24 protein-coding genes, 1 tRNA gene and 1 other RNA gene are annotated in these 24,771 nt (G+C 33.5%); 8 read left to right on the top strand and 18 right to left on the bottom strand.

The features are described 5' to 3' along the window. The first annotated feature begins 21 nt into the window (after positions 1-21). From CL818_RS11500 to CL818_RS11520, 5 genes are all read left to right on the top strand, one after another. Complete coding sequence (locus tag CL818_RS11500) at positions 22-945, top strand: DUF368 domain-containing protein (protein WP_013187105.1); 924 nt, start codon at positions 22-24, stop codon at positions 943-945. Next, positions 938-1,966 (top strand): DUF368 domain-containing protein, encoded by a 1,029-nt coding sequence (locus CL818_RS11505; protein WP_219359674.1) that lies wholly within the window; start codon positions 938-940, stop codon positions 1,964-1,966. Before CL818_RS11500 ends, CL818_RS11505 begins: the two co-directional genes overlap by 8 nt. Continuing rightward, positions 1,953-2,687, top strand: a complete 735-nt coding sequence (locus CL818_RS11510; RefSeq protein ID WP_219359675.1) for a shikimate dehydrogenase family protein — start codon at positions 1,953-1,955, stop codon at positions 2,685-2,687. Before CL818_RS11505 ends, CL818_RS11510 begins: the two co-directional genes overlap by 14 nt. A gap of 114 nt (positions 2,688-2,801) precedes the next feature. Further along, a complete protein-coding gene (locus CL818_RS11515; protein ID WP_272973506.1) occupies positions 2,802-5,003 on the top strand; it encodes a DUF349 domain-containing protein in 2,202 nt (733 codons plus the stop codon). 15 nt (positions 5,004-5,018) lie between these two features. Continuing rightward, a complete protein-coding gene (locus tag CL818_RS11520) occupies positions 5,019-5,663 on the top strand; it encodes a class I SAM-dependent methyltransferase (protein WP_272973505.1) in 645 nt (214 codons plus the stop codon). Between the two features lie 2 nt (positions 5,664-5,665). On the opposite strand, the gene CL818_RS11525 is transcribed toward CL818_RS11520, so the two are convergent. The 6 genes from CL818_RS11525 to CL818_RS11550 form a co-directional block, all read right to left on the bottom strand. Next, complete coding sequence (locus CL818_RS11525; RefSeq protein WP_013187100.1) at positions 5,666-5,824, bottom strand: hypothetical protein; 159 nt, start codon at positions 5,822-5,824, stop codon at positions 5,666-5,668. 64 nt (positions 5,825-5,888) lie between these two features. Continuing rightward, positions 5,889-6,662, bottom strand: a complete 774-nt coding sequence (gene mazG, locus CL818_RS11530) for a nucleoside triphosphate pyrophosphohydrolase (protein ID WP_272973504.1) — start codon at positions 6,660-6,662, stop codon at positions 5,889-5,891. A 38-nt stretch (positions 6,663-6,700) separates the two neighbouring features. Next, positions 6,701-8,269: a ribonuclease Y gene (rny, locus tag CL818_RS11535; RefSeq protein WP_013187098.1), complete on the bottom strand. Its 1,569-nt coding sequence runs from the start codon at positions 8,267-8,269 to the stop codon at positions 6,701-6,703. Positions 8,270-8,356: 87 nt separating this feature from the next. After that, a non-coding RNA gene (gene ssrS, locus CL818_RS11540) (6S RNA) lies at positions 8,357-8,467 on the bottom strand. Between the two features lie 58 nt (positions 8,468-8,525). Then, positions 8,526-8,816 (bottom strand): cell division protein ZapA, encoded by a 291-nt coding sequence (locus CL818_RS11545; RefSeq protein WP_013187097.1) that lies wholly within the window; start codon positions 8,814-8,816, stop codon positions 8,526-8,528. A 10-nt stretch (positions 8,817-8,826) separates the two neighbouring features. Then, positions 8,827-9,117 (bottom strand): hypothetical protein, encoded by a 291-nt coding sequence (locus CL818_RS11550; protein ID WP_013187096.1) that lies wholly within the window; start codon positions 9,115-9,117, stop codon positions 8,827-8,829. 304 nt (positions 9,118-9,421) lie between these two features. Between CL818_RS11550 and CL818_RS11555 the strand changes: the two genes are divergently transcribed. Together CL818_RS11555 and CL818_RS11560 are read left to right on the top strand one after the other, a co-directional pair. Further along, positions 9,422-11,128 (top strand): M23 family metallopeptidase, encoded by a 1,707-nt coding sequence (locus tag CL818_RS11555; RefSeq protein WP_353743991.1) that lies wholly within the window; start codon positions 9,422-9,424, stop codon positions 11,126-11,128. A gap of 6 nt (positions 11,129-11,134) precedes the next feature. Continuing rightward, on the top strand, positions 11,135-13,600 hold the full coding sequence (locus tag CL818_RS11560; RefSeq protein WP_272973503.1) for a TonB-dependent receptor: 2,466 nt from the start codon (positions 11,135-11,137) through the stop codon (positions 13,598-13,600). Positions 13,601-13,663: 63 nt separating this feature from the next. Here CL818_RS11560 and CL818_RS11565 read toward each other — a convergent pair. After that, a tRNA-Val gene (locus tag CL818_RS11565) sits at positions 13,664-13,738 on the bottom strand. A gap of 67 nt (positions 13,739-13,805) precedes the next feature. Next, positions 13,806-15,020, bottom strand: a complete 1,215-nt coding sequence (locus tag CL818_RS11570) for a bifunctional folylpolyglutamate synthase/dihydrofolate synthase (protein WP_272973502.1) — start codon at positions 15,018-15,020, stop codon at positions 13,806-13,808. Positions 15,021-15,219: 199 nt separating this feature from the next. Here CL818_RS11570 and CL818_RS11575 point away from each other — a divergent pair, with 199 nt between their 5' ends. Then, entirely contained in the window at positions 15,220-16,503 is a 1,284-nt protein-coding gene (locus tag CL818_RS11575; RefSeq protein WP_272973501.1) for an ammonium transporter, read from the top strand. Between the two features lie 46 nt (positions 16,504-16,549). On the opposite strand, the gene CL818_RS11580 is transcribed toward CL818_RS11575, so the two are convergent. The 10 genes from CL818_RS11580 to CL818_RS11625 all read right to left on the bottom strand — a co-directional run bounded on the left by CL818_RS11580 (position 16,550) and on the right by CL818_RS11625 (position 24,756). After that, positions 16,550-17,590 (bottom strand): transporter family protein, encoded by a 1,041-nt coding sequence (locus CL818_RS11580; RefSeq protein WP_272973500.1) that lies wholly within the window; start codon positions 17,588-17,590, stop codon positions 16,550-16,552. Further along, positions 17,553-18,578: a cytochrome-c peroxidase gene (locus CL818_RS11585; protein WP_286973223.1), complete on the bottom strand. Its 1,026-nt coding sequence runs from the start codon at positions 18,576-18,578 to the stop codon at positions 17,553-17,555. The genes CL818_RS11580 and CL818_RS11585 overlap by 38 nt, the downstream gene beginning before the upstream one ends. Positions 18,579-18,750: 172 nt before the next feature. After that, on the bottom strand, positions 18,751-19,338 hold the full coding sequence (locus tag CL818_RS11590; RefSeq protein WP_353743995.1) for an MbnP family protein: 588 nt from the start codon (positions 19,336-19,338) through the stop codon (positions 18,751-18,753). Further along, positions 19,328-19,546, bottom strand: coding sequence for a hypothetical protein (locus CL818_RS11595; protein WP_272973497.1), 219 nt, complete (start codon positions 19,544-19,546; stop codon positions 19,328-19,330). Before CL818_RS11595 ends, CL818_RS11590 begins: the two co-directional genes overlap by 11 nt. Positions 19,547-19,622: 76 nt before the next feature. Continuing rightward, entirely contained in the window at positions 19,623-19,946 is a 324-nt protein-coding gene (locus CL818_RS11600; protein ID WP_272973496.1) for a hypothetical protein, read from the bottom strand. A gap of 179 nt (positions 19,947-20,125) precedes the next feature. Next, the gene (locus CL818_RS11605) at positions 20,126-20,992 is read right to left on the bottom strand and encodes an energy transducer TonB (RefSeq protein WP_272973495.1); all 867 of its coding nucleotides are present in this window, start codon (positions 20,990-20,992) and stop codon (positions 20,126-20,128) included. 11 nt (positions 20,993-21,003) lie between these two features. Continuing rightward, entirely contained in the window at positions 21,004-21,402 is a 399-nt protein-coding gene (locus tag CL818_RS11610; RefSeq protein ID WP_013187086.1) for an ExbD/TolR family protein, read from the bottom strand. Position 21,403: 1 nt separating this feature from the next. Continuing rightward, positions 21,404-22,090, bottom strand: coding sequence for a MotA/TolQ/ExbB proton channel family protein (locus CL818_RS11615; protein WP_013187085.1), 687 nt, complete (start codon positions 22,088-22,090; stop codon positions 21,404-21,406). Between the two features lie 49 nt (positions 22,091-22,139). After that, positions 22,140-23,510 (bottom strand): sodium:proton antiporter NhaD, encoded by a 1,371-nt coding sequence (nhaD, locus tag CL818_RS11620; RefSeq protein ID WP_219359680.1) that lies wholly within the window; start codon positions 23,508-23,510, stop codon positions 22,140-22,142. A gap of 19 nt (positions 23,511-23,529) precedes the next feature. Next, positions 23,530-24,756, bottom strand: a complete 1,227-nt coding sequence (locus tag CL818_RS11625; RefSeq protein WP_013187083.1) for a Glu/Leu/Phe/Val dehydrogenase dimerization domain-containing protein — start codon at positions 24,754-24,756, stop codon at positions 23,530-23,532. Positions 24,757-24,771: the final 15 nt, after the last annotated feature.

Here is a 24,771-nt window from a genome sequence, read left to right on the forward strand (position 1 = left end):
TTGTGCAACTAACTTACTATTATGGAGCGCAATTTTAAAGACTATGCACTTATATCCTTAAAAGGGATTGCTATGGGTGCAGCAGATGTTGTACCTGGAGTTTCTGGTGGTACCATAGCTTTTATTTCTGGCATATATGAAGAATTGGTAACTACCATTAGTGGTATTAATTTAGGATTACTTAAAGAATGGCGAGAGTTTGGCTTCTCCTCTATGTGGAAAAAAGCAAACGGTAATTTTATAATTGCATTATTTTTAGGCATTGCCATTAGTGTATTTACTGTAATGCGTTTAGCAAATTATTTACTAGAAAATCACCCTATTTTAATTTGGTCATTTTTCTTTGGCTTAGTTATAGCAAGTATTTGGTTTGTAGGTAAGCAAATACCTAAATGGAATGCAAAAATAATTACAGCATTAGTATTGGGAGCAGCTGTTGCTTTTTACATTACAACCTTACCTCCTATTACAGGAACACAATCACCTTTTTTCTTATTTATTGCTGGTGCTATTGCAGTATGCGCTATGATATTACCAGGAATCTCTGGAGCTTTTATATTAGTGCTTTTAGGAGCGTACAAAACAATTAGTGAGGCTATACACGATTTCGATTTTAAGACTATAGGTATTGTTGCAGTTGGCGCAGTTGTAGGATTACTGTCTTTTTCAAGAGTCTTAAAGTGGTTATTCTTAAAATACAAAGCTGTCACACTTGCTGTGTTAACAGGTTTTATAACAGGTTCTTTAAATAAAATATGGCCTTGGAAAGAAATTCTGGAAACAGTAACTGTTGGAGATAAAGACATGGTTATTAGAGAGCAATCTGTCTTACCACAACATTTTGATGGCGACCCTCAACTTATATTTGCCTTACTCCTAATGGTTGCAGGATTTTTATTAATTCTTATCTTAGAGCGTGTAGCAACTCAACAAGCCAATGCATAACAAACGTAGCTTTACGGATCAATTTTTCCTAGTCTTAAAAGGCTTAGGAATGGGTGCGGCAAATAAAGTTCCTGGCGTGTCTGGTGGTATTGTTGCCTTTGTAGTAGGCTTTTACGAAGAGTTTATATATACGCTTCAAAAGTTTGATAAAAATGCATTTAAGCTTTTTATAAACGGAAGGTTTAAAAGTTTTCATAGATACACCAACGGTAGTTTTATGATGCCTCTATTATTTGGTATCATCATAAGTTATTTCAGCATTTCTATCTTATTAGATTATTTAATTAAGCACTATGAGATATTAGTTTGGTCAGGTTTTTTTGGAATGATAATAGGCTCAATTTATTACATTGCTAAAGACTATGATGACTGGTCTAAGAAGAACTTAGGCTTTTTACTGTTAGGCATAATTACAGGTGTTGGTATTTCCTTTTTAAGTCCAGCAACAGAAAATGACAACCTTCTTTTTGTATTCTTCTGTGGAATTTTAGGGGTTTCTGGTATGACTTTACCTGGTCTTTCTGGCTCTTTCATCTTAATTTTAATTGGCAACTATGTCTTATTGCTGGTAGACTCTGTAAATGCTATAAACTTAACTGTCGCAGATATTTTACAGCTCGATTTTTCTTTTGTAAATATGCCAGAACGCGTACATCTCCTCAAGATTTTCTTTGTTTTCCTCGCAGGTTCTTTAGTAGGGTTAGTGAGTTGGGCGTATATATTAGGATTCGTTTTAAAAAGCTATAAAAATGAAACCTTTGCTGTAATTATTGGGTTTATAACTGGATCTTTAGGTGTAGTCTGGCCTTGGAAAGACAAGATTCTTAAGGTAGGTAAAGATGGACAACCACTTTACGATATAAATAACAATCCTATTATTGAAGGCTACCAAAGATATTGGCCAGATTTTAACGCAGGACATACTTGGCTTGCTGTTTTATTTGTACTTATTGGCTTAGGTATTGTTCTCGCTTTAGATTGGTATGGAAAATTAAATGCTCCAACATATGAAGACTCGTAAATTCGGATTATTAGGAAAAGATATAGACTACTCATTTTCAAGAGGCTATTTTTCTGAAAAATTTAAAGCTGAAGATTTAAATGCTACCTATGAAAATTTTGATTTTCAAAACATAGAATTGGTAACAACTATACTAAATCCTAGTGCTCAAATTTCTGGTATAAATATCACAATTCCCTATAAAGAAAGTATAATACCTTACTTAGATGAATTACAGGAAGACGCTGTAAACATTGGTGCTGTAAACACGGTTAAATTTGAAGACGGTAAAAGTATTGGCCATAACACAGACTTTTATGGTTTTACAAAAGCTTTAAAACCACACCTAAAAGCACACCATAAAAAGGCTTTGATACTAGGTACTGGCGGCGCATCAAAAGCTATTGCTTATAGCTTAAAAAAGCTAGGTATTAATTATGTTTTTGTATCTAGAAATCCAGATTTTAATGAAATGAGCTATCATAATCTTGACGAAGATATTGTTAGAGATTATACATTAATTATTAACTGCACACCGTTAGGAACACATCCTAATATTCAACAAAAACCTCAGATACCTTATGAGGGTATTTCAGAGAAACATATAATGTTCGATCTTATTTATAATCCTTCAGAAACAGCATTTCTTAAGCAAGGAAAATCTAAAGGAGCAACGATAGTAAACGGACTTAAAATGCTAGAGTACCAAGCAGAAAAATCTTGGGAAATTTGGAATAGCTAGTGATTCCTGTTAGGAATTTGATTGTCCTCATAATTGTTACTATCTTTCAGACTTAAAGACGATTTTTAAAATCCTGAAACGAGTTCAGGATAACGACCCATAACATTGAAAGATATGTCTGACAAAGAACACACTCCAGAACACGAAGAGCAACAACAAAATGAGACTGCCTCAACTCCAAAAGAAGTTCCTACAGAACCTGCAGACCAACTTGTTGAAACGCCAGAAGACCAAAGTGATTTAGAAAAAAGCATAGTAGCAGAGCGCGAAGATAAGTCTGAAAAGAAAGATACTTCAGTAATCTCTGAGTCTGATGATGAAAATGAAACACCTCAACAAAACCCAACTACTGCCAAAGGCACAAACAAAGCGGTTAGTGTAGAGGAAGCAAATGATACTGCACACGAAGATGCAATGGTTGAAGAGTCTGAGAAACCTTCAGAATCTAGCTCAACATCTAAAAATTCTGAGGATGACACAGATCATGAAGACGCAATGGTTGCCGAAGCTAGTTCTAAAACTCAAAGAGATGCTCAAGAAGAAGTAGATAATGCTGTTGCAGAAGATAGTGAAGATGAAAGCACTGGAGAACGTCATAATATTGAAAAGAAGAATTACGAAGAACTTTCTCAAGAAGATCTAGTTAAAGAGTTAGAAACACTCCTTAAAAACGAGAAAGTACAAGCAATAAAAGAGCACGTAGACGAGATTAGAACAGAGTTTAACAACAAGTTTGATGAAGAGTCTGAGCAGAAAAAAGAAGAGTTCTTAGAAGAAGGCGGCAACATTATAGACTTTCATTATGTAACGCCAATTAAAAAGAAATTTGATTCGGTTTATTTTGATTATCGTGAAAAGCGAAACAATCATTACAAACAACTTAAGCGTGATCTTACAGAAAACCTTAAGAAACGTGAGGCTATTATTGAAGAACTAAAGAATATGATTGGTGTTGGAAACGACATGCACTCAAACTTTAATGACTTTAAAAAATTACAAGAACGTTGGAGACAAGCTGGTCCTATACCTAGAGACAAGTACAACTTAGTTTGGAACAACTATCACCACCACGTAGAAAACTTTTACGATTTCCTTCATTTAGATCGTGAATTTAGAGACCTAGATTTTAAACACAATTTAGAGCAAAAGCTAAAAGTTATTTCTCGTGCAGAAGAGCTTGCAAAAGAAACAAATGTAAACAGAGCATTTAGAGAATTGCAAATGCTTCATAAAATGTGGAAAGAAGACATTGGTCCTGTTGCCAAAGAACATAGAGATGTAATTTGGGATAAGTTTAGTGCCTTAACTAAAACCATACATGATAACAGGCAAGCTCACTATTCTGAACTAGAAAAGGATTTTGAAAAAAACCTGGAGAAGAAAAATGAAATTATTTCTCAAATTGCAGAAATTGCAAATGATGAGGTAAAATCTCACGGTTCTGTTCAGAAAAAAATTAAAAAAGTAGAAGCTTTAAGAGAAGCCTTCTTTAAAGCAGGTAAAGTTCCTAGAGAGAAAAATCAAGATACTTGGGATAGGTTTAAGAAAACTGTAAGACAATTTAACCGTAACAAAAACGCGTTTTACAAAAACCAAAAACAAGAGCAATATGATAATCTTGAAAAGAAAAAAGAGCTTATAAAAATTGCTGAAGACAATAAGGATAGTGACGACTTTAAAACCGTTACACCTTTAATGAAGAAAATACAGAACGATTGGAAAAAAATAGGTCACGTTCCTAGAAAAGATTCTGATAAGATCTGGAAGCAGTTTAAGACCGCTTGCAACCACTACTTTGATAATATGCATAAAGAAAGAAAAGCTGAAAATGCTGAGCTTTTTGAAGCATTTGATAAGAAGAAGGAAATGCTAGATCAAGTTAAAGAACTTAAACTAGAAGGCAGTCCAGAGGAAAAGCTAAAAATCATTAAAGATCAAATAGAGGCTTGGAAAGATTTAGGCCAAGTACCTCATAATAAACGCTTTATTGAAGGTAAGTTTAATAAAGCTCTAGATGATTTATTTGGTGATTTAGATATAAGCCGCAAGAAACAAGAAATGCTTAAATACGAAAGTAGATTACAAGCATTAGAAGACGCAAATGATGATCGTAGTATTGAAAAAGAATCTTACTTTATAAGAAAGAAAGTAGATGAAACTACTGCAGAAATTGCTCAACTTGAAAACAACTTAGGCTTTTTCCAGCACGTGCCAGATGACAATCCTATGGTTCAAGATGTTCATAAAAACATTAATAAGCACAAAGAAGAACTTGAAATGTGGAAAGCTAAACTTAAAAAGCTAAGACAGCTTTAAAAGTTAATTTTCATTATGATACCGACAAAACACCTTACCTGTCCACTTTGTGATGGTAAGGTGTTTTTATATTCTGAAGCTTTAAATAGGCGCTATTATAAATGCTCTAATTGTGATGGAGTGCATCTTTCAAAAGAGTTTCAGCTTACACCACAAGAAGAAAAACAACGTTATTTAGAGCACGATAATGATGTGAATGACAAAGGTTATCAGAACTTTGCACAACCAATAGTAAATGCTGTAATAAGAGATTTTAAACCAATAGATAATGGTTTAGACTTTGGTTGTGGCACAGGACCTGTTATTGCTAAGCTACTTAAGGAGAAAGGTTACAATATTGAATTATATGATCCTTATTTTAAAATCTTAAACAAAGCTTTAGAATATACTTATGCTTATATTTTTTGTTGTGAAGTTATAGAGCACTTTAACTCTCCCAAAAATGAGTTTATCTTATTACGTAATCTTCTAAAGGAAGATGCAAAGCTTTATTGTAAAACAGGACTCCTAAAAGACAGTATAAATTTTGAGAATTGGTGGTATAAGAATGACAAAACACATGTGTTTTTTTACACACCTACTACGCTAAAATGGATAGCATCACATTATAATTTTAAAAGTGTAGATATCACTTCTAAACTCATCACGTTTACTACATGAAATTACTTTTTATTTTTCTTTAAAGAAGTTTTTAAAGTTTCGTCTTCACGCTCTTTCTGTTCTTTCTTAGCTTTTTGTGACTCTGTAAACCTAATACCATCTTCACCATGCATATCTGCAGGTTCTTTGTCCACTAAATTTTTTCTTTTTAAATCGCTCATCTTAGTAATGTTTCCTTAAAGATAATAAGTAACAAAACGAACAGTAGTTAATGCAGCGTTAATGTTAAAGCATCTTAGCCTCGTTCCAATACACATCCATTTCAGTCAAGGTCATATCTGCAAGTGCTTTCCCTTGTTGCTTGGCTTTTTGTTCTAGGTATTGAAAACGTTTAATAAATTTCTTATTAGTACGCTCTAATGCGTTTTCTGGGTTTACTTTTAAAAATCTGGCGTAGTTAATCATTGAGAATAAAACATCGCCAAATTCAGCTTCTATAAGATCTTGATTTTCTTCGGTTACTTCGTGTTGCAGTTCTTCAAGTTCTTCTTTGAGTTTTTCAAACACTTGTTGTGGTTCTTCCCAGTCAAACCCTACACCTGAAACCTTATCTTGAATTCGACTTGCTTTAACTAAAGCTGGCAAAGATTTAGGCACACCTTCTAACACACTAGTCTTACCTTCTTTAAGCTTTAAATTTTCCCAATTTCGCTTAACATCTTCTTCGTTCTCTACTTTAACATCTCCATAAATATGCGGATGTCTATCTATTAATTTATCACAAATTGAGTTGGCTACATCTGCAATATCAAAATCTTTAGTTTCACTGCCTATTTTAGAATAGAATACAATGTGTAAAAGCACATCTCCTAACTCTTTCTTTACCTCGTCTAAATCGTTATCTAAAATAGCATCGCCAAGCTCGTAAGTCTCCTCTATAGTAAGATGTCTTAAGCTTTGCATAGTCTGTTTCTTATCCCAAGGACATTGCTCTCGCAATTCATCCATTATGGTTAATAACCGATCTAATGCTTTTAATTGATCTTTTCGACTGTTCATAAACTGGTTTTAAAAGATCTTTAAGAGGTTAGGCGTATTTATTTAGCAATATTTACTGCGCGTGTTTCACGTATAACAGTTACTTTAACTTGTCCTGGATACGTCATATCTGTTTGTATTTTCTGAGAAATTTCAAAAGATAAGTTTGAAGCTTTATCATCATTTACTTTTTCACTTTCTACAATAACACGAAGCTCGCGTCCAGCTTGTATAGCATATGCTTTCTTTACACCTGTAAATCCAAATGCTATATCTTCCAAGTCTTTAAGACGTTGTATATAAGAATCTAAAACCTGTCTTCTCGCGCCTGGTCTTGCACCACTAATAGCATCACACACTTGAATTATTGGAGATAATAGAGATTTCATTTCTATTTCATCATGGTGAGCTCCAATAGCGTTACACACATCATCTTTCTCTCCATACTTCTGAGCCATTTCCATACCTAAAATAGCGTGTGGTGTTTCCATTTCTGTTTCTGGAACCTTACCTATATCGTGTAATAATCCTGCACGTTTAGCAAGTTTTGCGTTAACGCCAAGCTCTGCAGCCATAACACCACAAAGTTTTGCAACCTCTCTTGAGTGTTGTAATAAGTTTTGACCGTAAGACGAACGGTATTTCATACGTCCTACCATTTTAATAAGTTCTGGATGTAGACCGTGAATACCTAAATCGATTACTGTGCGTTTACCTACTTCGATAATCTCTTCATCAATTGCTTTACGTGTTTTCTTAACAACCTCTTCAATTCGTGCTGGGTGAATTCTTCCATCTGTCACCAATTTATGAAGTGATAATCTTGCAACTTCTCTTCGTACAGAATCAAAACAAGAAAGTATTATAGCTTCTGGAGTGTCATCTACAATAATCTCTACTCCTGTTGCAGCTTCAATAGCACGAATATTACGACCTTCACGACCAATAATACGTCCTTTTACATCGTCACTCTCTAAGTTAAATACAGACACGCAATTATCTATTGCTTCTTCTGTACCTATACGTTGTATTGTATTTATTACAATTTTCTTAGCTTCTTGTTGGGCAGTCATCTTGGCATCTTCAATAGTATTTTGGATCATAGCCATTGCATCTGTCTTGGCTGTTTCCTTTAAAGATTCCATAAGTTGGTCCTTAGCATCATCTGCAGAAAGGCCACTTATTACTTCTAACTGTTGTACTTTTTGAGTGTGTACTTTATCTATTTCTGCCTGCTTCTTTTCTAGGTAGTCTATACGATGGTTGTAGTCTTTTAGCTTATCATCTAATTCTGAATTTAGTTTTTTATTTCTACCTAATTCACTAGAAATTTTAGACTCTTTATCTCTGGTGCGTTTCTCGGCATCAGACATTTTTTTCTCTCTACTGTTTATTACTTTTTCGTGCTCAGATTTTAGCTCGATAAACTTTTCTTTAGCTTGAAGTATTTTATCTTTCTTTATGCTTTCGCCTTCTGTTTTAGCATCTTTTATGATCGTAGCTGCAGATTTTTCTGCATCTGTAATGATCTTAGATGATGCAGATCTTTCTATCATTTTAGCAATGATATACCCAATTGCAACGCCTATAACGCCAATAATGGTAAAGTAAAGTATTGTAGTGCTCATATATGTATGTTTAAATAAAAACCCGTTTATGAAATATCATTTCAGTTTACGGTATAAAAAAAGCCTGTATTAGCATTGGTTTTGTATAAACTTCATAAATAATAAAGTTTAGGGCTACATAACTGATCAAACTTCCGTTCTAAGACGGCTTGTTTTTACAATTAAAACTTACCCTTTTCAAATAATTGATTGTTAAGTTTATCAAAAAGGTTGCTAACACAGGCAGTAATGCTTGTTTATTTTAAAGAACGTAATGTTAGGTTAATTGTTGTTCCAGAAAGAGGTTCAAGTTTTTCAATTTGTCTTCTATTTCTGCAACCTCACCTTGGTCGTCTATGGTCATCTGTACAGTCTTAGATGCAAACTGCAACGCACACATTGCTAATACATCTTGCTTATCTCTTACTGCATAATTTTGCTCAAACTGCTTAATCATTTGCTCTATACTCTTCGTGGCTTTTCTTAACGCCTCTTCCTGCTTAGGGTTTATCGACATTGGATAAACTCTATCTGCTATAGATAATTTTATTTTCAGTTTGTCGGCCATAGCCTTTTATTTATTCAGAAAGCTGAACGATACATTGATCTATTTCCCGCATTAGGCTGTTAATCTTAAGCTTCGTTTCTTTCTTGTACTCATTACTGCCCAGCATAGCATTAGCGGTTTTTAACGTCTGGTTTTTTGCCTCTAAAGCTTCTATGTGCTTCTGCAAATTATTTACTTCTGCTCCTGAAAGCTCTAAATCACGTTCCAGTTTCGCAATTTTATGAGTGCTTTGGCTTTGTTTTTCTACCAACTTGCCAATCTTATCTTCCAAAGCTTCAACAAGTTTCACCAAATTACTCATACACGCCTTTACTTATGCTTATCCTTACAAATTTATGTAACTGGATTGAATAAGCCAATGGTTTCATAGACTTATTTACAACTTAAATTTTTACAATTATTAAAAGTTAATATTTTAAAGTTTGCTTTTTTCACCTCTCGAGGAATACGGGTAAATTTTACTTTCCAATTTTAAATAAAGCGCATTTAATAGTATTAAAATTGTTTTACTTATTTCAACATAAAAAACTGTACTTAAATCTAAAAATCTACACAATTAGCCAAGGTTTACTACGTTTGTCTTATATTTAGCTGAACAGATTTTTATGATGACAAAACAATTTTTCCTGAGTCTATTCATTTGTTATTTTATCACAAATGGCGTAGCTGCACAACCTGAAGTTCCAACAGAGTATTTTTCTAATCCCTTAAATATTGATTTAAAATTATCTGGGACCTTTGGAGAATTAAGATCTAATCATTTTCACAGTGGTATGGATATTAAAACACTTCAAAAAGAAGGTTATGATGTATTAGCTTCAGCTGAAGGTTATGTTTCTAGAATTAAAATATCACATTACGGCTACGGAAAGGCGCTTTACATCACACACCCTAACGGCTACTCTACCGTTTATGCTCATTTACAAAGATTTTCACCAAAAATTGAAGCCTACATAAAAAAGAGGCAGTATGAGAAGCAAAGTTATGAGATAGAAGTTTTCCCTACATCTACAGATCTTAATGTTCAACAAGGAGAACTCATAGCTTTCTCTGGAAATTCTGGAAGTAGTGGTGGTCCTCATTTGCATTTTGAAATAAGAGATGGCAATAGCAGACCAATGAATCCTATGCTGTTTAATATCGACATTAAAGACACGACGGCTCCAATTATAAATAGTTTATGGGTATATCCTCAAGATGATAATAGTCATGTAAATGGAGATGCCAACAAACAAAAATTAAGACTTATTCCTCAACAAGATGGCAGTTATACTGCAGAAAAAATTAAGGCTTGCGGTAATTTAGGGTTTGGTATTTCTACTGTAGACAGACAAGATTATGCTCCAAATAAAAATGGTATTTATAAAATTGACACTCAAATAAACGGCAACCCAAACTTCTCTATACAAATGGATAGGTTTAGCTTCTCAGAAACACGCTATCTAAACAGAATGATAGATTATGAATATTTCAAAGATTACAAGAGCAGAGTACAAATGCTTTTTGTTCAAGAAAACAATCCTCTTAGTGTTTATAAAAATTTAGAAAACAACGGGTATTTATCTATTACAGATGAGCATTCTTTTACTTATACAATTATTGTAAGTGATTTTTCAGGAAATAAAAGGATTGTTAGAATCCCTATAGAAGGCGAAACTTACGCAAGCATTAAACCAAAAGATATTAAAACTACTTCATATTTTGTAGATGCAGATGAAGCAACAGCTTTTGAGGAAAAAGGAATTGATGTTTATATACCATCTAACGCTCTTTATGAAAACACCTATTTAAATATAAAATTTGTTGGTGACAGTATTCACTTTCACGAAGACAACACTCCTATTCATAAAAATATCACCATAGGTTTTGATGTAGAAAAATACAGTCTAGAAGATCGTAAGAAATTATACATAGCAAGATTATATGGTTATTATAAAAACCCATCATATGTATCAACATACAAGAAAGGAGCTAGGTTTACCACAAAAACTAGAACATTTGGAATATACACACTTGTTGAAGATACTATTGCCCCAGAAATTAAGGCTTTAAATTTCTCCAATAAAAAATGGATTAGCAACAACACAACCTTAAGGCTAAAAATTGAAGATAAAGGTTCCGGTATAAAAAATTATCACGCTACAGTTAACGGGAAATACATTCTTACCGAATACAATTACAAAAAAGGCACATTAACTCATAGTTTTGAAGATGGAGTTGTCACCGAAACTGAAAACAAATTACAAGTGATAGTCACAGATAATGTTGGAAATAGTACTACTTTTGAAAGTACCTTCTTTAGAAAAAACTAAATCCTGTTGAAAAAATCTACCCTATTTTATGTGCTTTTTACTTGTCTTTTATACCAAGTATCTGCTCAAACCGCAACCGTTCAAGGTATTATTTTAGATGATGCCAAAACACCAATTTTAGGAGTAAACATTAGCACCTCCAATAATGGAACAGAAACCGATATAAACGGAACTTATAGTTTAAAAATTCCATCAAACCAAGATGTAAAAATTACGTATTCTCACGTTGGATTTAAAAACATTAAAATCACTGTTAATTTAACTAGTGGAGATATTTATGAATTTAATCCACTATTTAAAACAGACATTGAGCAAATTTCTGAAGTCATCATTAAAACTGGACAGCGTCAACGTGTTGAAGGTATTGTTACCTTAGCGCCAGAAACTATTCGAAAAATTCCTGGAGCTAACGCAGGTGTAGAGACTTTACTTAAACTTTTACCAGGTGTAAGCAATAATAATGAGCTATCTACACAATATGCTGTGCGAGGCGGTAATTATGATGAAAACTTAGTTTATGTAAACGAAATTGAAGTTTATAGACCATTTTTAATTAGAAGCGGACAACAAGAAGGTCTCTCTTTCGTGAATACAGATTTAGTAAGAAATGTTGAATTTTCAGCAGGAGGCTTTCAAGCAAAGTATGGAGACAAATTATCTTCTGTATTAGATATTACCTACAGAAGACCCGTAGATTTCGGAGCATCTTTAGAAGCCTCTTTATTAGGTGGAAGTATTTCTGTTGAAGGAATTTCAAAAGATGATAAATTTTCAGGCATTGTAGGATTAAGATATAGAGACAATGGATTATTTGTTAACTCCAGAGAAACGGAGACTAATTACAGAGCAGGATTTGCTGATGCTCAAACATTTCTTAGCTACAGAGTAACAGATAAATTTGAATTGGGCTTTTTAGGTAATGTTTCAGTTAATGATTACAATTTTGAGCCTCAAGCTAGGCAAACCAATTTCGGGACGCTGCAAGACCCTTTAGCATTAGTTGTATTTTACGATGGTCAAGAAGAAGATCGCTACGAAACCTATTTTGGAGCGCTCAAAGCTACATATGATGTTTCAGACAATTATACCGCAAAACTCATTGCCTCAACCTACAACACCCAAGAACAAGAACATTTTGACATATTTGCAGAATATAGATTAGGTGTTCCTAATACTGATATTGGAAGCGAAGATTTAGGCGAGGTTGAGTTTACCAGAGCAGCAGGATCACAGCTTACACATGCAAGAAATGATCTTGATGCACTAATTTTCAACTTAGAGCATAAAGGAACAATCTCTATCAATGATCACTTAATAGATTATGGTATCAAGTATACTCATGAAGATATTAGAGACAGACAACAAGAGTACGAAGTAGTAGACTCTGCTGGCTTTTCAATAAGACCACCCTTTTCAGACTTTGCAAACGACCAACCATATCAAGCTTTTGACGCACCTTTAACACCTTACTCAAGTGTGAGAGCATTTAACGAAACACAGATTGATAGGATACAAGCATACGCACAATATGGCAACAAAACTGTAATAGGTAATACTGAAATCTTTTACAACCTTGGTATTAGAGCACACCAATGGACTGTTAATGACAACCTAACAAACACAACCGAAAGCCAAGCAGTGATAAGTCCTAGAGCACAATTTGCCGTTAAGCCCGATTGGGAAAAGGATATGATATTTAGAATTTCAGGAGGACTATATCATCAACCTCCTTTCTATAGAGAGCTTCGAGACTCTACAGGGACTGTAAGACCAAATGTAAAAGCACAACAGAGTGTTCACTTAGTATTAGGTAATGACTATAGCTTTAAGCTCTGGAACCGCCCATTTAAACTTGTAAGCGAACTTTACTATAAGAGTATTACAGATGTAAACCCATACACAATTGAAAACGTAAGGATAAGGTATGCAGCTAATAATAATGCAAAAGCATATGCTTATGGGTTAGATATGCGCTTAAACGGTGAGTTTGTTCCTGGCACAGAAAGTTGGGTTAGTTTTGGGTACCTTAAAACTGAAGAGAACATAAATGACCGAGGCTATATTGCAAGGCCTACAGATCAACGTTTAAAGTTTGGCGTATTACTTCAAGATTATGTTCCAAGAATACCAAGTTTAAAAATGTATTTAAACTTAGTTTACAATACAGGACTACCTGGAGGCTCTCCCAACTACGCAGACCCTTATGATTTTCAAACCCGTCTAAGAGACTATAAAAGGGCAGATCTAGGGATATTCTATGTACTTGCAGATCAAAATAAAACTTTCAGTAAAGGTCATTGGCTACACCCTTTTAAGGAACTTACTCTTGGTTTTGAAATCTTCAACATATTCGATGTTCAAAATTCAATAACAAATACATTTGTAAGAGATGCTAGCACACAACAGCAATTTGCTATTCCTAATTTTTTAACACCTAGAATTTTTAATTTAAAGCTCGGAATGAGACTCTAGTAAAATTAAACGTTTATAAAACTAAAAAAACCACATCTTTCGATGTGGTTTTTTTTAATTCTGTGGGCGCAGAGGGATTCGAACCCCCGACCCCTTGGGTGTAAACCAAGTGCTCTGAACCAACTGAGCTATGCGCCCTGCTCTGTAAGCGGATGCAAATATAAGTTTATTTTACAATTGTCAAAATGTTTTTTCAAAAAAAAAATTAAATTATTTCTGCCACGGTAAACGTACTACCACCAATAAATATTAAATCATTTTTTTTAGCCCCTAACTTTGAAGCACTTAAAGCTTTACTAACCGAGGTATAACTATTTCCTAAAAGTTGAAAATGTTTTGCTCTATTTTTTAACTCAGTTTCATTTAAGCCTCTTGGGACATTAGGTTTAGAAAAATAATATTTTGCATCTTTAGGAAATATTGGTAGTAACTTGTTTAAATCTTTGTCATTAACTACTCCCAATATAATATGCAATGTTGCATATTCAAGCTTTTTTAATTGTGATATTACTATTTTTAAGCCTTCTTCATTATGCGCTGTATCGCATAGAACTAAAGGGTTTTCGCTAAGTTTTTGCCACCTTCCAAGCAAACTTGTATTTGCAACAGTTTTTAATAGACCTTTTTTTAAATGGACTGGCTTTAAATTCCAAGATTCTTGAAGTATTTTAAAAGCTGCCTGAACAGTTTTCATATTAAAGACTTGATAATCTCCTAGTAAATCAGACTCTAAATTTTTAAATCTAAAATCTTCAGTAAATATTATCTCAGCATTATTTTTCTTAGCAACCTCATTAAATACCAATCTCAACTCATAATCAGCCTGTCCAATTACCACTGGAATATTAGATTTAATAATTCCAGATTTTTCTTTTGCAATACTCTCTAAAGTAGTCCCTAAAAATTTAGTATGATCTAAGCTTATGTTTGTTATTATAGATAATTCTGGAGTTATAATGTTTGTACTATCTAATCTTCCACCTAACCCAACTTCTATAATGGCAATATCTACTTTTTGATTAGAAAAATAGTCGAATGCCATACCAACTGTCATTTCAAAAAAAGAAAGATTATTTTTTTCAAAAAAATTTCTGTTTACTTTTACAAAATCAACTACTTCACATTCACTTATAACTTCTCCATTTATTTTTATTCGTTCTCTAAAATCTTTTAAATGCGGAGATGTATACAAACCAACTTTATAACCAGCTTCTTGAAAAACTGAAGCCAACATATGGCTCGTAGACCCTTTACCATTAGTTCCTGCTACATGTATAGATTTAAAATTACGATGAGGAAAATCTAAATACTCATCTAGTATCACAATATTATCAAGGTTCGCTTTATATGCTGACTCTCCTTGATTTTGATACATTGGTAATTGCTTAAATAACCAATCAGTAGTTTCTTTATAATTCAACAGCTTAAATTTTAAGTAAAATTAAGAAGATTATTGAAAATTACAGTAAATACAAAATAAATACTGAAAACAACAACATTATTAATTACCTGTTATTTTTAAGGGTTAATTATCATTATTTCAATAAATATTTATTTTTACCCCTATATTTTATAGGGGTAATTATTTCAAATGTATATTTTTATAAAAAATAATTATCATGAGTAAAAAATTAAACTTTATAATATTGACTGCAATTGTCATTATTAGTCTAATCTGTAGTGCTGAATACACATTTATTGAATCTACTAATTACAGTATTAATACTGGAGATACTGCTTGGATGATTGTAGCTAGTGCATTTGTATTATTAATGACGCCAGGGTTGGCTTTTTTTTACGGAGGTTTAGTCAATAGAAAAAATGTTATCTCCACAATGTTACAAAGTTTTGTTGCTTTAGGAGTTATAAGTGTTCTTTGGGTGTTTATCGGCTTTAGCCTTGCATTTGGAGAGAGCTACCATGGTATTATTGGAAATCCTTTTACTTACTTTAATTTTAATAACGTTACGCTTTCACCCAACCCTGACTTTTCATCAACAATACCATTTTTATTGTTCGCATTATTTCAGTTAAAATTTGCAATAATTGCTCCTGCATTAATAACTGGAAGTTTTGCAGAGCGCATAAGATTTAGAAGCTACATTTTAATAATGATATTATTTTCATTATTTATTTACTGTCCATTAGCACATATGACTTGGCATCCAGAAGGTTTGCTAAGGAATTGGGGAGTGTTAGATTTTGCTGGAGGTACAGTAGTCCACCTTTCTGCTGGATTAGCTGCACTTGCCGGTGCAATATATTTAGGAAAACGCAAAAAAATGATTGAAGAGCCAGCAAACATCCCATTTGTAATATTAGGAACAGGATTACTTTGGTTTGGTTGGTTTGGCTTTAATGCCGGCTCTGCGCTAGGTGCTAACGTAGATGCTGTAATAGCATTTGCAAACACAAACTTGGCTTCTGCAACAAGTATGATTACTTGGATTTTTTTAGACCGCATGCTTAATAAAAAAATGTCTGCTATTGGCGCGTGTATTGGAGCAATTGTAGGTTTAGTTGCTATAACACCAGCGGCAGGTTTTGTTAATTTAGGTCAAAGTATTTTCATTGGTTTCTTTGCTGCGGTTATAAGTAATATTGCTATTCAAGTACAGAAACAATGTAATATTGATGACACACTAGATGTATTTCCTAGTCATGGAGTTGGAGGTATTGTCGGTATGATTTTAACAGGAGTTCTTGCTAAGGATGTGGGTTTAATTTATGGAGAGACAGAAACTTTTATGTTTCATCTAATTGCCTTAATACTCGTTTCTATAGGTGTTTTCGGAGGTAGTTTGCTTATCTATAAAATTGTAGATTTAGTTTTACCAGTTAGAGTAAGGGAAGATCAAGAAGAACGCGGTCTAGACAATTCCCAACATGGTGAGAGAATATAAAAAAGGTGTACTGTAAACTTAAAACTTACAGTAACCCCTTTATTAATTAAATTGAAAAATTAAGATATAATGCTATTTGAGATTTAGACTTAACATTTCCATTAAATAAATCTTGATATAACGGCTGTGTATATTTTGCGCCTAATAATATTTTGCCTGTTGCATACTCCATACCAACTGCTCCATTAAATATTGAGCCATCTGTATTTACTAAAGTCTCCCCAAATTGTTCTATTGAATCAAAAACATCTCCAGATAGACCCAGAAATGGCTTAATAGCCTTTTCATTCCTTAAAAGCGTATAATACATAGTTGTTGAATAGCTTAATTGGTTTCCAAATTTATATTCATTCTTATTTTCCGATTTAAAATAATAGGCGATGGTTGTAGTAACACCTAAATTGTTATTTGAATATCCATACATTACAATAGGATATACATCCCAACTACCTGTTCCAACTTGAAAACCTGGATTTACTTTATCTGCTAATTCTTCTTCAAACTCACCTGTTGGCAGCTTTACTCCCAAACCAATATTTAAGGTATGATTTGATAACTCTCTAGTATCAGACCACGCATAATTTTCCTCATTATCGTTAGTGTTTTCTTCTTTTTTATAAAATTTAAATTGGTAAAACCCTGTAATATTCACATCTCCTAAACCATTTAAGTGCTCGCTTCTATCATCAAAATTTCGTCTTAAATCTTGATACGGTATCACAGCATTTAAAAATATATTTTTACTAATTGGCACCCTACCCCAAATTTGATACGTATTAAAATGCTCGTCACTAGTTGGCGAGTTTTCAAATATACCATTGCGAGATTCGTATTGCTGATAAATGTATCTCACACCAATAAAATTAGACATACTTAAATCTCCAAATGCAGAACTACCACTACTAGTGGTACACCCACATAAATCGCAGTCTTCTTCTAGTAGTGTTAATCCAAATTTCGGAATAGTCGTTTTTCTGCCCTTACATAATTCTTTAGCACTGAGTTGTGTTACAATACTTAGAGTAAAAACTAAAAGTAGTATTGATATTTTAGAAATCTGAAAATCTTTCATTTTGTAAAAATTCATTATCTGTAAGTGTTTTTAAAAAAGCTACTAAACTTTGCTTTTCGTAATCTGTAAGTGGTATTCCCAAACTGCCATTTTCAGAAACTAACAAAGGATCTACATTGCCGTTATCAGTAAGACCATTATCATAAAAATTTACAACAGCTTCTAAAGTTTCAAAACGACCGTCGTGCATATAAGGAAAAGAATGCTCCACATTTCTTAAACTAGGAACTTTAAACTTATACAGATCATCTGGGTTTTGAAAAACGTTATACCTGCCTTTATCATCTACTTGTGGATTTACCGAAAGCCCATTATTTCTGTATGATTGGTCTGTAAATAAATCTGTAGCGTGACAAGAAGTACATTTTTGTTGGAACGTTACCAGGCCATCATTTTCTAAAACTGAAAAGGTTTCGTTACCTTCTTGTCGTATCATTCTATCATACTTAGAGTTGGTTGAAACCATCATCACCATGAATTGCGATAGTGCTTTAAGCAAATTTTCTCCATTGATCTTTCCATCTTCAAAAGCCAAGGCAAAAGCAGACCTATAATAAGCGTCTGCTTTTAGTTTATCAACAACATTGCTTAAGCTTTCATTCATTTCAACCTCATTAGTAATAGGTATTATAGGTTGTAAATCTAAATGAGTAGCTGCACCATCCCAGGTAAATTCAGATTGAAATACTAAGTTTTGAATAGGCTGAGAGTTTCTTATTCCAATACCACCATCCACACCATTACTAACATTGTGGCCGTGATGAGTAAATGCAAATGCTTGTTCGTGACAAAATGCACACGGAATAGAATTATTTGATGACAATTTTCCTTCATAAAACAAAGATTTCCCTAACTGAAAACCTTCTTCTGTTAAAGGATTATTTTCAATAGCATAAACTAATGGCGGAAAATTAGATGGTATTTCTAAATTTATTGGTGTAGGACTATACTCTATAGCATCATCTTTAGCACAAGATGAAAATAGCAGAACTATAATTAGCATACATAAATACTTCATAACATAAACTGTTTTGTTCCATATAACTTGTTTCACATTCAAGTAAATTTATAATTTGGCAATGCTGTACTTAAATAAATACGCACAGCATTACCATTTCTAAAAATGTGAAGTAGCTTAAATCAAAAAATTATTTAGCTACACAAACAATACAGTATTAATTATTATGAACGTGATGCACCTCAAACATCGTCATGATGTTATTGGCAACTACAGCAGTTGTTTCTGGATCTACGTGAACTTGATTATAACCATCCATTAAATTAACAGAAGTAGAACCATCAAACACTTTAGAAATGTCAGACTTTATGTGAATTTCAGGTTGCGTCTCTGTTCTTACCAATACAGTATTAGGAAAATATAAAGACACTGCTCTATAGTTATCTAAAGATGTACCAACGCTACCCATATGAACATTTAAATCATCATTTGTAACAGAACTTGAAGAAAATGAGCCATCCATTCTTATAAATTTAAATCCTGTTGCCCAAGACCAAAGCATACCAGCTTCATCTGCAGTTTCTAAAAATTCACCTTGCCCTTCTGCACCCATTGCATAACGATCTTGATCTACACCAACCCCAAATGATACATTTGTGTAATTTGCTGCAGGAATATCTTCTAACATAATCCAAATTTCACCAGCTGCATTTGCATTTGCTTCATCTACAATAAAAATATTTTCGTTAAATGGGTATTCGTAAACATTACCTATTTCATCTTCTAAGCTTATGTTACTTACTATGTTTTAGCGTTTCTAATTTAAAAGACTCATCATTAGATTTTTGGTATTCTGTACCAAAAATGAAATCTTGATCGCCATAACCGTTATCAAATTTTATAATTAAATTTCCTGTTTGTCCTGAAAGATTTCCTGAGGAATCATCGTCATCAGAACAAGATATAATAGAGATACTTAGCATTAAGAGTAATGCTATTTTTAAATTTTTCATGTGTTTAGTTTTAAAATAAAGGCACTATTAATGGCAAGCGCCCAAAGCCTTGTAAATTACAGTTGTATTTTAAAACTTATGAAATTGGAGGTCTAAACAGTCTCTTTTTGTTTTCGAAGATATATCTGTTTAAATAATAATGATTAAAAGTACTTTTAAATGAAAAATTAGAATCATTAAAAGTTATATTGTCATTGGATTGAAAGTAGACTGGAAAAAAAGACTCTGAAACTAAATTGATGGCGCCTTCATTAGACTCTGAATCTGTTGTTGATGCTAAATCAAGTTGTTTAGAGAGGTGACATTTACCATTACATTGCAATACTGGCTTGTCTTTATTTACACAATAGGTTTCAATAATATAATCTATATTAAGCTGATAATATGAGTACTGACCCATATAATACATCGGCTTAATAGCAAAGCATAAAAAGAGGATAAAAACAAATGCTTTATTGCGCACCTAAATGTGATTTTTGCAAAGATACAACGCGACTAAATACCAACCACTTTAAACACTTAAAATTGAAAGAAAAATATTAAAGAATTAAATTTGATCAACTAAAAAACAGTAGTTATTTACTCACTTAGCTTAAACTCATAAATAATAGTTCCTACCTGAGTAGTAGGTGCTTTATTATCGCTATTAAAACGCGTTGCAAGCGCAGCACGTTTAGCAGGCTCTGTTAGGCAAGAAGCACTGTTTGTAGTTCCTTTTACACCTGGCGTTGCTTTTATAACATTACCGTTTCTATCTACTTCAATCTTAACCACAACAATACCAGACTCATTACAATCTTGAACAAATTTTTTCTTATTTAAGGCTTTACGACCACCTAACCTATAATTACCATCGCCATCTAAACCCTTACCATTGCCATAATAAGATTTAGCATTAGGGTCTCCATTAGGATCGCCTTTATCTCCAGCTTGATTGTCATTACCTTCTCCTCCATTTTGAGTACCATCTTTCTTAGGTCCATTTAAGATACTACTTAATGCATCTGTAGTAGACTTATCTGGCTTTGGATCTGGTTTCTTAACTGGTTCTACCTTTTCTACAGGTTTTTCAACTGGAGTTTGTTTTTTTGGTTTTTCTACCGGCTTCTCAACTTTCTTAACCTCTTTCTTATCTTCAGTTTTATCGATTACTGGAGCATCTGAGATATCTTGAGTTACAACTTCTTCCTTAATTTCTGGAGTTTTTTGTTGAGGCTCTGGCGGTGTTGGTTGTGACGTGTTTTTAGGGGCAGATTTTACAGGTTCTGTAGGTTGCACATCTCCTTGACCTACACTACTCGTTCCAAAATTAACCGCTATACCGTTTTCTGGTGGCGGATCTAGATAAGTAAACCCGAAAAATAGTAACAGTAATATGAGCGCAACATGAATTATGACAGTAATTGCCAAAGATTTCTTTTCATGTTTTGTTTCTATAAAGCTCATACGTCTTTCAACTAATTTTCATTTGGTCTAACAGCCAAAACAATCTTGTATTTGTTTCGGTTTGCAATATCCATAACATTAACTGCCTTTTCAATAGGCACACCTTCTTCTGCTCTTAATATAATTGTAGGATCCTCTACGCCACTTAATCTAGATTTTAAGGTTTGTTCTAAGTTACTTGTAGTAACACGTTCCTTATCTACATAAATTTGAAGTTCCTTATTAATGCTTACAGATACATTCTGAACGTTTGTAGTTTTACCTTTAGCTTTAGGCAAGATTAAATCTAAAGCTTCTGGTGTTATCTGTGGACTGGTTAGTAAAAAGAACACTAATAGCAAGAACACAATATCTGTCATAGACGACATACTGAATTCTGGACTTACTTTATTTCTTCCGCGTAAATTCATATTAAGCAGGTTCGTTTAGCAGGTCAAGGAAATCAACAGCTGTTGCTTCCATCTGGTGTACAACTTTATCTGTTTTTACCACTAAGTGGTTATATCCAATATACGCTATAATACCAACAATAAGACCAGCTACTGTAGTTGTCATAGCGGTATAAATTCCTTCTGCAAGGTTACCCATTTCTGCTTGACCACTGCTAGTTGCTAATTGGTGAAATGCTAAAACCATACCTATTACCGTACCTAAAAATCCAATCATAGGTGCAGCTCCTGCAATAGTTGCAAGAACACTTACATTTTTTTCTAATTTGTAAACCTCAAGCCTTCCAGCATTTTCTATAGCTGTATTAATATCTTCTAAAGGGCTTCCTATTCTCGAAATTCCTTTAGCTGTTAATCTTGCTACTGGAGAGTTTTCTTGAGCACATCTAATTTTAGCAGCTTCAATGTTACCACCGGCAACGTTATCACGTATTTGGTGCATAAAATTTTTATCTGTTTTAGAGGCTGCTTTAATTGCAAATAAACGCTCAAAGTATATATAGACAGCAGCAAATAAGAGGACAAATAAAACGCCTATTATAATACTTCCTGCCATACCTCCACTAAACAATAAGTCTAGTAGAGAAAGTGTTTTTTCTTCTGCAACAGGTTCTAAATCTTGTGCTGCATCTTGAAATGTATATGACATAGTTATGTATTCAGTTTGTTAGTAAACGTAGATTGGGTTTAAAAATTGTCTAGAAATAGTTTTCAATAAACAAGAATGCAATTGCACCTGCTACAAAACCTACAGCTGCTAACCAAGCAATTTTCTTAAGGTACCAGATGAAATCAATTTTCTCCATTCCCATTGCTGCAACACCTGCAGCAGAACCAATAATTAGCATACTACCACCAGTTCCTGCAGAGTAAGCAATAAAGTGCCACAATTGTGCATCCATTGGTGCTGTATACATACCCATTGAAGCTGCAACTAACGGTACGTTATCTATAATTGCAGAGAACACACCCAACATCATTACTACAACATCTTGATTTGGTATAGCACTTTGTAGTACTTCTGCTAAATATCTTAGTGTTCCTACTTCTTCTCCACCAATAGTACCATAAACTAAAGTCTCTAAAGCAGCTACAGCCATAAGTATTCCTAAGAAGAATAATATAGATGAAATCTCAATTCTACTTAATGCCTTGTGCGCAGAATATTGTTTTCTACGTTCTTGCGTAAAGTCTTCTTCCGGATGAATGTATTCTGATACCAACCAAACTACACCTAAAGCAAGCATCATTCCCATATAAGGTGGTAAGTGTGTAAGTGTTTTAAACACAGGCACAGAAACAATTGCTCCTAAACCTAAGAACAGCATTGTCTTACTACTTAATAAACGTTCTGCCTCCTTATCTTCATTAACATCAAAATAAATATCTCCTTTGAATACTGGAAGAAGTGAAGCGATAAAAAACGGTACTACAAAACAAATTATAGATGGTATAACGATATACTCTATAAGACCAAGAGCAGAAACTTTATCTGCTATCCATAACATTGTTGTTGTAACATCTCCAATAGGAGACCAAGCACCACCAGCATTGGCAGCAATTACAACCATACCTGCAAACCAAAGACGCTCGTCTCGGTTATAAACAAGTTTTCTTAACAATGTAATTAATACAATAGTTGCTGTAAGGTTATCTATAATTGCAGATAAGATAAATGCAAGAATACCTATTATCCAGAGTAATTTTCTTTTCTTTTTTGTTTTAACTGCACCTTTTAAAATTTCAAAACCTCTGTGAAGGTCAATAATTTCAACAATTGTCATTGCACCAATAAGAAAGACTAGTATTTCTGCTGTTTTACCTAAATGGTGTAAGAGAGCGTTATTAAAACCTTCTTCGGCTATGTGATGATCCATACCTAAAAAGCTAAAAACATTTTCATGCGTATCTACCACGTTAAACCAACCGCTTGTAAAACCAACGGCTAACAAAGCCCACATAATTGCGGCCATAATTAATGCTGGTACGGTTTTATCTAATTTTAAGGGGTGTTCTAAAGTAATTGAGAGGTATCCTATTGCGAAAACAAGAATAATTATAGATTCCATAAATAAATTGTGTAGTTAATTATACGAGCTGTTTCAATGCTAGCTCAAAAGCAGTTTTACTAATATTTGTTTTATTACTATTATTATCAAATGTATTTTGAATAGCATTTTTAATCGTCATAGATGTATCATTGAAAATTGCTTCATCTGTCATCTGCACTCTACGTTCCATAAAATATGCAAATACTCGAGCCATACCACAGTTAGAGATAAAGTCTGGAATAACACTTACACGACTATCTGTAAATTCCATTATTGGACCAAAGAAAATTTCTTTATCTGCAAACGGAACATTTGCTCCACAAGATATTACTTCTAATCCTGTTTCAATCATACTTGAAATCTGATCCTGAGTTATTAATCGAGATGCTGCACAAGGTGCAAATATCTCTGTTTCTAAAGACCAAATACGCTCATTCATCTCTTCAAATGAAATAAGATCTGGATGAGAAATCGTGTTACCTTGTTTGGTTAAGAATAGCTCTTTAATCTCTTCAAAAGAAAAACCATCTTCATTAATAAGACCACCAACACGATCAATTATACCTACAACTTTAGCTCCCATTTGAGACAAGTAATAAGCAGCAGCAGATCCTACATTTCCAAAACCTTGCACAACGGCGCGTTTTCCTTTTATATCGCCACCATAAATATTATAATAATGATGCACAGCTTCTGCAACACCATAACCTGTTATCATATCTGCAACAGTATATTTCCTAGAGACATCTGGAGAAACCTCAGGGTTTTCCAATACTTTTATCACACCTTGACGTAATTGGCCAATGCGGTTAATTTTATCTGCTTCTGTTGGTTGAAAATGTCCAGAAAAAACACCTTCCTGAGGATGCCAAACACCACATTCTTCTGTAATAGGAATTACTTCGTGAATTTCATCTACATTAAGATCGCCACCTGTACCATAATAACTTTTAAGTAAAGGAGACACTGCTTTATACCAACGTTCTAAGACTCCTTTCTTACGAGGATCATTAGGATTAAAGTTAATACCAGATTTTGCACCACCAATTGCTGGTCCAGACACTGTAAACTTCACCTCCATAGTTTTTGCCAGAGATAACACTTCATTCATATCTAAGCCTTCACGCATTCTTGTTCCGCCACCTGCGGCACCACCGCGAAGTGAGTTAATAACAACCCAACCTTCTGCTTCGGTTTCTGGGTCATTCCAATTAAAGACTATTTCTGGAGATTTGTTTTCGTATAAATCGAGGAGCTCTTTCATTAAGTTGGATTAGGA

Source organism: Croceibacter sp. (assembly GCF_002716225.1).
In the GTDB taxonomy this organism is placed as follows: Bacteria; Bacteroidota; Bacteroidia; order Flavobacteriales; family Flavobacteriaceae; genus Croceibacter; species Croceibacter atlanticus.